This window comes from Microcystis sp. LE19-41.2A (genome assembly GCF_027530405.1).
GTDB lineage: Bacteria > Cyanobacteriota > Cyanobacteriia > Cyanobacteriales > Microcystaceae > Microcystis > Microcystis aeruginosa.
The window spans coordinates 1-12,156 of sequence record NZ_JAPZQJ010000009.1; the positions used below are offsets into that span (position 1 = coordinate 1).

Genomic DNA, 12,156 nt, shown 5'->3' on the forward strand with positions numbered 1-12,156 from the left:
TCAGGTGGTCAATTACCTAATTTTCAGGGAAAAAATCCCTAAATTTTCCCCCCAATCACTCCAATGGTAGGCACTTTTTCAGGGAAAAAAAGTCTAAAAGCCTTATCCAACAAGGTTTTTATATTTATTCAGCAAACCCTACTTAGTTAAAAGTTTGAGAATAAAGTAATAGCCAAGCTGAAAACCGATAAGCTTTGTACGGATTTTTTTTATTGTAAACTGCTTCAAATAAAAGCTTTGTAACTTTGAACACAAGCCATCGGCAGGATTAGAGCTATCGAAAAGAGTCTGGGGTGGATGGTTCCTCTAATAGACGAATTTCAATGGGGATGTAGGCCAGTTTAGCAAAAATCTTTTGTTGATGACTGACGGGCCACCATTCGTAAAGAAAAATTTCTAAAGGTCGCCAGAGAGCCACCCAACCACTAATTAATAATCCTTCTTCTAAGAAGTGAATAAATGTATCGCTGCCAAAACGACTAATTAATTCGCTAAGACTCAAACAAACAAAAAGAAAGGAGAGACCAATTATTAAAGATATGCGTCCCTGTCGCCAAATTGTCCGTAATTTTCTTTGTTCTACCTGTTGGCGATAGTCAAAATAATTATGTAAAGCTGAGGGTAACAGATGTCGGGCGGTATTCTGTTCGTTACTGGGAAGATAAAAGACTAATTTAAGGGGGGTATTTAGGGGGAATTCATCCACAGAGTTAATAATATAATTTTCGGCGTTATCGTCTAAATCTCTATCTAAAAATGGCGAAGGATCGAGAGAATTAAAGACTTGCTGTAACTGATTAAGTTTAATTTCAATTAAGTAAGTTCCTTCCTCCTCTCGATAATAGGATTGTAATTGAGTCACCAGTCTAGACATTAGTTATTAAGGTTAAGCAAATGGGGTGAACTGATACAACTAAAATCTACTAAGTAGGTAGGCACAATTATTTGTAGGGCGTTGGGTTTCATGCTTCAACCCAACCTACGTTCATCTTATATTTAATTCCACCCACCCACTTAGAAGTTACTTCATCTTGCTCATTCAGGCTGAGGATTGTACTATCTCTGAGAATATTTTAGCTGTATCAGTCCCAGATCATTAATTTAATTTAGCGACCAAAACCAGCGTACCAAAAATAAGTGACCATGGGGATTACTGTAGCTAAAACCAGTAAAACTATCACCCAAATCGTGGCATTTTTATCGTCAGTTTCTTCTGCGGTAGTAAAGGTACTTTCGATATTAATTGTCGCTACTTCCGGCGGACCGGGATCCGGTTCTCCAGAAAGTACCGCCGTTAGACGACGACTAGCATCGAGTAAAGCTTGATTATATTTTCCCCCATCTTTGAGGGGAACTGCCATAGTTTCCGAGAGGATACTATCAGCAATACCATCGGTTAATAGGGGTTTTGCTTCCTCCCCAACCCGAATAGCAGTTTTATTGGTTAAAGTATCAAGGACGATGATAGTTTGATTGGCACGATCTTCGGAGTTAGGATACCATTCTCTCAGGATATCATCGGCTAAATTGTCAATTTTTTGACCGTAATCCAAGCGCCGGACTACCACCATTCTCACTTCCTGTCCGGTTTTTTCGGCGAGATTTTTTAGGTCTTTATTTAATTTTCCCTCGTTAGCAGCACTAATGGCCGCAACGGGATCGACCACATAAGTGGGCGCTCCGGGGCTTAAAATAGGGAGGTCATAGACTCCCATAGCAGCAGCCGGTGACAGGGAAACAGCCAAGGCTATACAGCAGGAGAGAAGGAGAGAAGCTAATAATTTGAGCATATTGATTCGGTAAAATTCCTATAGAACATAATAGGGGAAAAGTTTACTGTTTTTTGAGTCGGGAGACGGGAGACGGGGTGATGGGGAAATTCAACTAATACCCTCAAACCCTAAAACCCCAACACCCAAACCCTTTTAACTGATAACTGATAACTGATAACTGATAACTGATAACTGATAACTGATAACTGATAACTGATAACTGATAACTGATAACTGATTATGAGTGATTTTGAGGAACTAGAGTCTAAAAAACGGGAAAAAGCCCTAGAAATGCAGGCCCATCGCGATAATTTGCTCTCACGGGTGACAAGATTACTAATTTCTCAAGATCTCCACTTGGCGATCGATCATACCCTAGAACTGCTCTGTCAATTTACCCAGAGCGCTCACTGTTACATTATTCAATATTCTACCTGTCGTCAGCAGTGGAGTATGGTTTATGAATACTGTCACCCCGACTATCCGCAAGTTGTCCCGATTCGGGAACAATCACAAAATCTCTCGACGGAAACCTTTCCCTGGTTTTCGGAACAATTATTAAACGGTATTCCAGTTAAAATAAACTCTTTAGAAGATTTACCCGCTACTGCTATCCCTGAAAGAACTATTCTCGCTCATAGTTCTACTCCCTGTCTCTTAATCGTTCCCATGTGGGATAGTTGTGGGATAACGGTGGGTTATCTGGGATTGGATGCAAGTGCAGAAAAGCAATGGACAGGGGAAGATGTCACCTTTGTGCGGTTGCTGGGAGAATTAATTGCGATCGCACAAAGTAGATATGAAGCGGAAAAAGAGTTAAAAGAAGCTAAAGAAGCGGCAGTTAAGGCAAATAAAGCTAAAAGTGAGTTTCTAGCTAACATGAGCCACGAATTACGCACTCCTCTTAATGCTATCTTGGGTTTTACTCGCTTAATATCCCGGGATAGCAGCATCAGCAGTGAATATCGCCAATATTTGGAAATTGTCAATCGTAGCGGGGAACATTTATTAGAGTTAATCAACGATATTCTAGAAATGTCGAAGATAGAAGCAGGAAGAACGGTTTTTAACCCTAGTAATTTCGATTTATACGCTCTTTTAGATAATATTGCCGAAATGCTCCGTCCACAAGCGCAGACAAAAGCTTTAAGCTTAATTTTTGATCGCAGCTCCGAGCTTCCTCAGTATATTTATACTGATGAAAGCAAATTGCGACAGGTGTTAATCAATCTCTTGGGTAACGGATTGAAGTTTACCGAGTCGGGAGGGGTAACTCTCCGGGGAAAATTAGGGGAGAAAAGAGGAGATTATCAGCGATTGCTTTGGGAAATTGAAGACACAGGCGCAGGAATCGCCCCAGAGGAGATTTATAAGCTATTTCAACCCTTTAACCAAACGGAAACGGGACGAAAATCCCAACAGGGGACAGGATTGGGTTTACCTATCAGTAAAAAATTTGTTGAGTTGATGGGGGGTGCGATCGGAGTTAGTAGTATTCTGGGTCAAGGAAGTATTTTTAGTTTTGATATTCAGGTGGGTTTGGTGGGGGAAAATGAGATTAAAACCGAAACCAATAGGGCAAAAGTAATCGCTTTAGCCGAAAATCAGCCTAAATATCGCATATTAGTCGTCGATGATCGACCGGAAAGCCGTTTGCTGTTGCTGAAACTCCTGACTACCCTAGGATTATCCGTGCAAGAGGCCGCTAATGGTCAAGAAGCGATCGCAATTTGGCAAGCATGGCAACCTCATCTTATCTGGATGGACATGAGAATGCCAGTTAAAGACGGTTACGAAGCAACTAGGGAAATTCGGCGGTTAGAGGCTGATAATCGCGGAAAAACGGTGATAATTGCCCTAACTGCCAGTGCTTTTGAAGAGGATCGCGCCTTGGTTATTGCCGCAGGTTGTGATGATTTCGTGCGTAAACCTTTCCGAGAGGAAGTTATTTGGCAAAAAATGGGCGAATATTTGGGATTAAAATATATTTATGCCGATAATGAGCCAAATCAGCCCAATTATTCGCCAGTTTTCCTCGATTCCCTGCAATCCCTATTAAAATTAATCAGTCCCGACTGGATTGGACAATTGCAACAAGCGGCGCGAGAATGTGATGATGAAAAAATTATCGCCCTAACCGCAGAAATTCCCCCCGATTATGCTAACCTTGCCCAAGGTTTACAACAGTTAGCCGGAGAATTTTCCTTTGATGCGATCGAAACCATAATTAAAGATTTAAACATATCTTAAGAGAGTATTTTATCTATATCTCAAAAACGTGATATTCTAAAGGCATAAATCCCTAAATATGGCAATTTTAAAGGATGAAACTGTTAAAAATGCTCATCGGTACTTTCTTAATACTACCGATTTTTTCCGTTCATGCTCAAGTCCCCTCGCTTCCCCCAATCAAGCAAAATTCCCCCAATCTTGGTGATCTACCCAATGATCCCACCCAGCAGAAAAATTGGCTTTGTACCCAAGGAGATCAACGCATTGCCGTGGCTGCCAAAGAAGAGCAAGGTTGGAAAGAATTAATTGAAAAACAAGGTTGGCAATGTCGTGAGGGAAATACCGACATACCCGATAAAACTCTCGGCTTTTCCTGTGAACCAGAACAAACCCTCGGCCTGTTGACAGTTTACTGGTTAAATGGTAGTAATGGTCAACAACAATTAAGCCAATGGCGAGATAAATTAGCAGCACAACAGGGGATGGTTTGTACCATCAATAACGTGCAGTTATTCGATACTCAAGAAAATATACCCAACCCATCAAAACCATGATTAAATTAGCAGTTTTGCCTCAGTCTATCCTCCTGGGTATCAGTTTACTATTAAATAATTCTCTGCCCTTACTTACCCAATCTACACCCCTGAGCGTGGATAATTTAAGAAACACCGTCTATAACATTCCTAATCGGGGTTCCGTAATTGTCAGCGATGGTATTTTTCAATCCAATGAGGGACAGATTTTAGGAGTGCAAGTCAGTCGAGAAGCTTTGATGGGGGACTATAATAATGATCAAAGGAATGATGGTATTGTCGTGTTAAGAGTGATTACCAGAGATCAACAGCAATTACATTATTTAGCCCTAGTGATCGATAATAACGGTACTGCCACTAACACCGATACTGTCCTGTTAGCCGATCGAGTAATTGTCGATAATCTGAGTGCCAAAGATGGTATGATCACCGTCAACATGAGAAGATTTCTCCCTCGGGATCCTTCCTGTTGTCCGTCGGGAGTTATCACCCAACAATTTGCGATTAATCCTAGTATTAATCAATTGACTTTACTGAGTACCAACGAAAGTCAACCCACCACCCCAAATGTGCAGTTAGTACCCGCTTCTCCCCTGAGAATTAATAATAATAATCTCCCCTTTCAACCTGCTGCTGGGGCCATCCAAATCCGCTTTTAACCTTATTTTCGGTGCGTTAGCATAGCGTAACGCACCCTACTGGATTGTTTGAGAAAAAATGACCTACAAATATCCCATCCAACGCTGGTATATTGCCGCGGCTAATCCCGAAAAAATCGAGGGGTTAGCGCGAGAAATGGGACTATCATCGTTATTAGCAACTATCTTAATTAATCGCGGTATTGATACCCCCAAATTAGCTAAAACTTATATAGATCCTGAAGCGGATACCTTACCCTCTCCCCTGGGGGAATTTCCCGACTTAGAAAAAAGTGTCAATTTATTAGTAAAAGCGATCGCTAGGGGCGATAAAATTGCTATCTGTGGGGACTACGATGCCGATGGCATGACCAGTACATCTTTACTGTTAAGAGCCTTGAGACATCTCGGTGCTAGGGTAAATCATGCCATACCCAGTCGCATGAAAGAGGGATACGGAATTAATCAGCGCATTGTCGAAGAATTTGCCGAGTCGGGAGTCGGATTGATTCTCACCGTTGATAATGGTATTTCCGCTCACGAACCGATCGCCCTAGCGATAGAATTAGGATTAAAAGTTATTATCACCGATCATCACGATCTGCCGCCAATTTTACCAAATGCCTCCGCTATTCTCAACCCAAAATTATTAACCCCTAACTCTCCCTATCAGGGATTAGCGGGGGTGGGAGTCGCCTATATTTTAGCGGTGACAACTGCCCAAAAAATGGGTAAATTACAGGGATTAACCGAGTCATTATTAGCATTATTTACCCTAGGCACTATAGCAGATTTAGCCCCATTAATCGGGGTAAATCGTCGCTGGTTAAAACGGGGTTTAAGAAAATTACCCAAATCCCAATTAGTCGGGATTCAATCCCTCATGCAAATAGCGGGAATTAGCGAGGAACAAAAGCAATTACAACCGGATGATATTGGCTTTAAATTGGGACCGAGAATTAATGCCATTGGCAGAATTGGTGATCCCCAGATAGTTATTGAATTATTAACCACCGATGAGGCGGGAATTGCCTTAGAAAGAGCGATGCAGTGCGAACAAATTAATCGTACTCGTCAAGAATTGTGCGAAAAAATTGAAGAAGAAGCGATTAAATTAGTGGAAGAAACGCCGATTCTTTGGCAACAAGATCGAGTTTTAGTATTAGTCGAAAAAGATTGGCATCATGGGGTAATTGGTATTGTGGCCTCCCGTTTGGTGGAACGCTACGGAGTGCCGGTTTTTATTGGTACTTACGAGGAAGAAGATCCAGGTAAAATTCGCGGTTCTGCCAGAGGAATTGAAGAATTTCACGTTTTTGAAGCCCTGCAATTTTGCCAAGATTTACTAGGAAAATTTGGCGGTCATAAAATGGCGGGAGGTTTTAGTTTACCCACAGCTAATTTACTAGCATTCAAACAAAGATTAAGTCAATTTTCTCACAAAATTTTACAAATAGAACAATTAAAACCTTTAATTAAAATTGATACTATCCTCGACTTTAAACAAATCACCCTGCAACTTTTTCAACAAATTGATAGTTTGCAACCCTGGGGAATTGGCAATGAATTACCCGTTTTTTGGACTCCTAACGTGCGAGTAGTGGAACAGAAAACTATCGGAAAAAATCATTTAAAATTATTGCTGGCTCAAAGCGATAATACCAGAATTAAAGCCCTAGCTTGGCGTTGGGGCGAATATTGTCCTTTACCAACGCGTTTAGATATTGCCTATAAACTCAAAGAAAATACTTGGAATGGTAATACAACCATAGAAATTGAATTAGTGGGAGTGCGATTACCCCAAGAAAATGATAGTATTAAAAAAGCAATTTTTATGCACGCCGAAAAAATGTATCAATGTAGTTTTTGGGGTGATTTAAACGAGATTCGCATCAAAAATGAACAGGGCGAGATTTTAGTCGTCCAGAAAGGGCAGCGCATTGGTTTATTAGGCAAAAATCGGCAACAAGCGAGAGAAGTCAACGTGACTGAACCCCGTTTTTATACTTTAATTAAAGTTGCCATCAAAGCTTTGGCTATCTAAGTAGCTGGTTATAATTAAATTAAAAATCGATTTTAGGTTCGATCCCCCCTGCCCCCCTTAATAAGGTAGGGTTGATTCATGAATCAACCCTACCCTTGATAACGGGGGTGTCTGATAATTTTTAACGCCTACCTACTTAGCAAAACCTCCAAAAAAAGCGCCTTGACGATGAACCAAACCATAGTGATCAAAATCGGTACTTCCAGTTTGACCGATAATGAGACCGGCCAATTATCCCTATCCACGATCGCCGCTTTAGTGGAAGTCCTCACCCGGTTGCGCGCTGCCGGTCATCGGGTGGTATTAGTATCTTCCGGGGCCGTGGGGGTGGGCTGCCGTCGTCTGGGAATACAGGAAAGACCGAAAAAAATCGCCCTCAAACAAGCGATCGCCGCCGTCGGTCAAGGTCGTCTGATGCGGATCTATGATGACCTCTTTACCAGTCTTGGTCAACCGATCGCCCAAATTTTGCTGACCCGTCCCGAATTGATGGAACGCACCTGTTATGTCAACGCCTATAATACTTTTCAGGCTTTGTTTGAATTAGGGGTGATTGCCATTGTCAACGAAAATGATACGGTGGCGATCGATGAGTTAAAATTCGGCGATAATGACACTTTATCAGCCCTTGTAGCCAGTTTAATCGAGGCTGACTGGTTATTTATCCTCACCGATGTGGATCGCCTCTACAGTGCCGATCCGCGGCTATTTCCCGAAGCGGCGGCTATTGCCCGAGTTAGTCCCGCGGAATTAGCGCAACTATCGATCGATGCCGGTAGTAGTGGCAGTCAGTGGGGGACCGGGGGTATGGCGACTAAATTGGCCGCGGCCCGGATTGCCACCAGTGCCGGGGTAGAAATGGCGATTACTAGGGGAGGGCAGCCCGGCAATATCTTAAAAATTATGGCAGGAGAGGCGATTGGAACCCGTTTTGAAGCCCAAAAACGCAGTGATAACGCCCGCAAACGCTGGATCGCCTACGGACTAATGCCCATGGGTAAAATCTATCTCGATGCGGGGGCGATTCAAGCCATTTGTCAGGGGGGAAAATCTCTGCTCGCGGCCGGGATCACCAAAGTGGAGGGGGAATTTAGCGCCTCGGAATCGGTGCAATTGTGCGATCGAGAAGGCCGGGAATTGGCCCGGGGAATTGTTAATTATAGTAGTGAGGAGATCGATCGAGTGAAAGGTCAACATTCCGAGCGTATTGCCAGTTTATTAGGTTATATGGCCGCAGAAACCATTATTCATCGGGATAATCTCGTTATTTTGAGTGCCTCGTCCACCACCTCGACTAATAAAGGATAATTCCGCCACCCAGCGCCGGTCCAGCCAATGCCTTAAATGTAAAGAAATGTCTCAAAAAAACAACAAATTGTTAGACAAGCAAGAGAGTTAGACTGGGGATGTCCCCCGAAGTTCAACCCTGTGAGATTATAAATAAAGCGAAACTCAAAAATGTCTTTATTGCTGTTGGGAGAAACTTAATAATGCGAGACGCGGTAACTAGCCTGATTAGAAAATACGATGTCACCGGACGTTATCTCGATCGAGATGCGATCGATAATCTTAAACAATATTTTGCCTCGGGAACTGCCCGTCTAGCTGCCGCCGCCCTCATTAACGCTAATTCGGCGGCGCTCGTGCGTGGGGCGGCGATTCGTCTATTTGAAGAAGTTCCCGAATTGATCCGCGCCGGGGGTAATGCCTACACCACCCGTCGTTATTCTGCCTGTCTGCGGGATATGGATTACTATCTCCGCTATGCCAGTTATGCGCTGGTGGCTGCCGATACTAATGTTCTAGATGAACGGGTACTGCAAGGACTGCGGGAAACCTATAATTCCCTCGGGGTTCCCATCGGTCCGACGGTGCGCGGTATCCAAATCATGAGCGAAATGATTCAAACCATGGCTACTGAGGCGGGTATTACCGACACCTCTTTGATTGCTGAACCCTTTGATCATCTCACTCGCGAATTAAGCGAAGTGTCTATCTAATATTGAACGAACCTGCGTCAGTCCCCACTCTCAGCCTAGGGGAGTGGGGAAGATGCGGCAAGGGGAACCATGAAGTGGTTCTCCTAGTGCGGAAGTCTGAGGCAACCGCCATCGACGAAGAAGCGTCAGAAACTTCCCACTCAGCCAAGGGGTGGGGAACAGTTCATTAAAACATTGTCCAGCTTTCTTTGACCCATGACTCTCCCCTCGGATTTTCCCCTAGAACCACCGGCTACCAATAAAGATCCCCATCGTGATTATCGCGGACTCGATCGCGATAAACTCACCCCCATGTACCAGCATTATGTGGAGGTAAAAGAAACCTATCCCAATGCTCTTTTACTCTATCGTGTGGGCGATTTTTTCGAGTGTTTCTTTCAGGATGCGGTGATTATCTCCAGAGAATTAGAATTAGTTCTCACCAGCAAGGAAGGGGGTAAAGGGATTGGGAGAGTCGCCATGACCGGGGTTCCCCACCACGCCCTAGAGCGCTATAGTCGTTTATTGGTGGAAAAAGGCTATGCGGTGGCGATTTGTGACCAAGTAGAGGATTCAACGGAAGCAGCCGCCGAAAAACGGCTAGTAGAACGCGCTATCACCAAACTGCTCACCCCCGGAACCCTCACCGATGAGGGAATGTTAAACGCAAAAAAGAATAATTTTCTGGCCGCTGTGGTGATCACCGGAGAAAATTGGGGATTAGCATATTCAGATATCTCCACCGGAGAATTCTACACCACCCAAGCCAGCGATTTAACGGCTTTAAGCCTAGAATTAAGCCGTTTACAGCCCTCGGAAATCCTTTTTCCCATCAATGCCCCCGATTTAAACCGTATTTTGCGCCCCGGGGAAAAATCCGACCATCTCCCCCCCTGTTTACCCGATAGTTTTTGTTATTCTCTCCGTCCCCAAACTATCTTTACTCTCACAGAAGCGAAAAATCGTCTCCTAATCACCTATAAAATGCGTTCCCTAGAGGGGATGGGCTGCGAACATTTACCCCTCGCTATTCGCGCAGCCGGGGGCTTATTAGAATACATTGAAGATACCCAAAAAGCCAATCAAGTCCCCCTACAACCTTTAAAAACCTACTCTATCTCCGAATTTTTGATTTTAGATGGGCAAACCCGTCGCAACCTTGAAATTACCCAAACGGTGCGCGATGGTAGCTTCTATGGTTCTCTATTATGGGCGATTGATCGCACTTGTACAGCCATGGGTAGTCGGGCCTTACGTCGTTGGTTACTGCAACCCCTCTTAGATTCTCGCGGTATTCGCGCCCGTCAAGATACTATCCAAGAGTTAAAGGATAATCCCGCCCTGCGCCAAGATATTCGGCAAAAATTAAGGGAAATCTACGATATAGAACGTTTAAGCGGTCGTGTTGGCGCAGGAACGGCTAACGCCCGCGATTTACTTTCCCTAGCGGCATCTTTAGTCAAATTAGCCGATTTAGCGGCTTTGGTCGCTTCGGGAAATTCGCCCTATTTGAAAGCTTTACAGCAAATTCCCGCCGATTTAGAAAAATTAGGCCAGCAGGTGATAGCGCATCTGGTGGAATCTCCTCCGCTGCATCTGAAGGAAGGGGGGGTGATTCGTGAGGGAATTGATGCCCAATTGGATGCCCTGCGGCGCGACTATCAGGAAGTAATCGATTGGTTTAAGAATCTAGAGACGACAGAAAAAGAAAGAACGGGTATTAGCAACCTTAAGGTTAATTATAACAAAACTTTCGGTTATTATATCAGTTTACCCCGCAGTAAAGCTGATTTCGCCCCAAAAGATTATGTGCGTAAGCAAACTTTAGTCAATGAGGAACGTTATATCACCACCGAGTTAAAGGAGAAAGAAAATATAATTCTGACGGCAGTAGATGAATTAAATAAGTTAGAATACGAGATTTTTAGCGATTTACGCCGTCAAGTGGCCGAATTTTCCCCAGAAATCCGGGAAGTGGCCACAAAAGTCGCCGCTTTGGATGTGTTGGCAGCATTGGCAGAAATCGCCGTTTATCAGGGATATTGTCGCCCAGAAATCGCCGATGGTCGTCTTATCGATATTAAAGATGGTCGTCATCCCGTGGTGGAACAATCCCTTGGGGCCGGCTTTTTTGTGCCGAATTCGATTAATTTGGGCAATCAGGAGGGTTTGGAATACCCCGACTTGATTATTCTCACCGGTCCCAATGCTAGTGGCAAAAGTTGTTATCTGCGACAGGTGGGATTAATTCAATTGTTGGCCCAAACCGGCAGTTTTGTCCCAGCAAAGTCGGCCAAAATCTCCATCTGCGATCGCATTTTCACCCGGGTGGGGGCTGTGGATGACCTCGCTACTGGCCAATCCACCTTTATGGTGGAAATGAACGAAACTGCCAATATTCTCAATCACGCCACAGACAGATCATTAGTATTATTAGACGAAATTGGCCGGGGGACAGCCACCTTTGACGGGTTATCCATAGCTTGGTCTGTGGCCGAGTATTTAGCCACGGTACTGCAATCGCGGACGATTTTCGCCACTCACTACCACGAACTAAACGAATTAGCTTCAATTTTAGAGAATGTAGCCAATTATCAGGTAACGGTCAAGGAATTACCCCATGAGATAGTATTTTTGCACCAAGTACGACCGGGAGGTGCGGATAAATCCTATGGTATCGAAGCGGGAAGATTAGCCGGTTTACCAACTTCTGTGATCGATCGTGCCATGCAGGTGATGGGTCAAATCGAAAAACATAGTAAAATTGCGATCGGTTTGCGTCAAGGAATTAAGAAAATTAAACCGGTTAAGTCGGATAATCCCCCATCTCTGCAGCAGTTAGATATTTTTGATGACAGTAAGTAGTAGTGGAAAACTCAACTTTGTGTCCTTTGTGGTTAACGAAAAGGCTGCATCTCGATTTTGCAGAAACACCGATAATCAGCAATTATCAGTGAC

At 43.8% G+C, this 12,156-nt stretch carries 9 protein-coding genes; 7 read left to right on the top strand and 2 right to left on the bottom strand.

Annotation, left to right across the window (positions count from 1 at the left end; all coding sequences use genetic code 11):
* Positions 1-274: 274 nt before the first annotated feature.
* Together O9290_RS00285 and psb32 are read right to left on the bottom strand one after the other, a co-directional pair.
* Entirely contained in the window at positions 275-874 is a 600-nt protein-coding gene (locus tag O9290_RS00285) for a hypothetical protein (RefSeq protein ID WP_004266806.1), read from the bottom strand.
* Positions 875-1,106: 232 nt separating this feature from the next.
* The gene (gene psb32 / locus O9290_RS00290) at positions 1,107-1,790 is read right to left on the bottom strand and encodes a photosystem II repair protein Psb32 (protein ID WP_004266807.1); all 684 of its coding nucleotides are present in this window, start codon (positions 1,788-1,790) and stop codon (positions 1,107-1,109) included.
* A 222-nt stretch (positions 1,791-2,012) separates the two neighbouring features.
* On the opposite strand from psb32, the gene O9290_RS00295 reads away from it, so the two are divergent.
* From O9290_RS00295 to mutS, 7 genes are all read left to right on the top strand, one after another.
* Positions 2,013-4,022 (top strand): ATP-binding protein, encoded by a 2,010-nt coding sequence (locus O9290_RS00295; protein ID WP_288054873.1) that lies wholly within the window; start codon positions 2,013-2,015, stop codon positions 4,020-4,022.
* Between the two features lie 74 nt (positions 4,023-4,096).
* Positions 4,097-4,558, top strand: coding sequence for a hypothetical protein (locus tag O9290_RS00300; RefSeq protein WP_288027226.1), 462 nt, complete (start codon positions 4,097-4,099; stop codon positions 4,556-4,558).
* The gene (locus O9290_RS00305) at positions 4,555-5,196 is read left to right on the top strand and encodes an LppP/LprE family lipoprotein (RefSeq protein WP_288054875.1); all 642 of its coding nucleotides are present in this window, start codon (positions 4,555-4,557) and stop codon (positions 5,194-5,196) included. The genes O9290_RS00300 and O9290_RS00305 overlap by 4 nt, the downstream gene beginning before the upstream one ends.
* 58 nt (positions 5,197-5,254) lie before the next feature.
* Positions 5,255-7,219: a single-stranded-DNA-specific exonuclease RecJ gene (recJ, locus tag O9290_RS00310; RefSeq protein WP_288054877.1), complete on the top strand. Its 1,965-nt coding sequence runs from the start codon at positions 5,255-5,257 to the stop codon at positions 7,217-7,219.
* 168 nt (positions 7,220-7,387) lie between these two features.
* Positions 7,388-8,527, top strand: coding sequence for a glutamate 5-kinase (gene proB, locus O9290_RS00315; RefSeq protein WP_288054878.1), 1,140 nt, complete (start codon positions 7,388-7,390; stop codon positions 8,525-8,527).
* A gap of 182 nt (positions 8,528-8,709) precedes the next feature.
* Positions 8,710-9,219, top strand: a complete 510-nt coding sequence (apcB, locus tag O9290_RS00320; RefSeq protein WP_044035076.1) for an allophycocyanin subunit beta — start codon at positions 8,710-8,712, stop codon at positions 9,217-9,219.
* Between the two features lie 195 nt (positions 9,220-9,414).
* Complete coding sequence (gene mutS / locus O9290_RS00325) at positions 9,415-12,063, top strand: DNA mismatch repair protein MutS (RefSeq protein ID WP_147073220.1); 2,649 nt, start codon at positions 9,415-9,417, stop codon at positions 12,061-12,063.
* Positions 12,064-12,156: the final 93 nt, after the last annotated feature.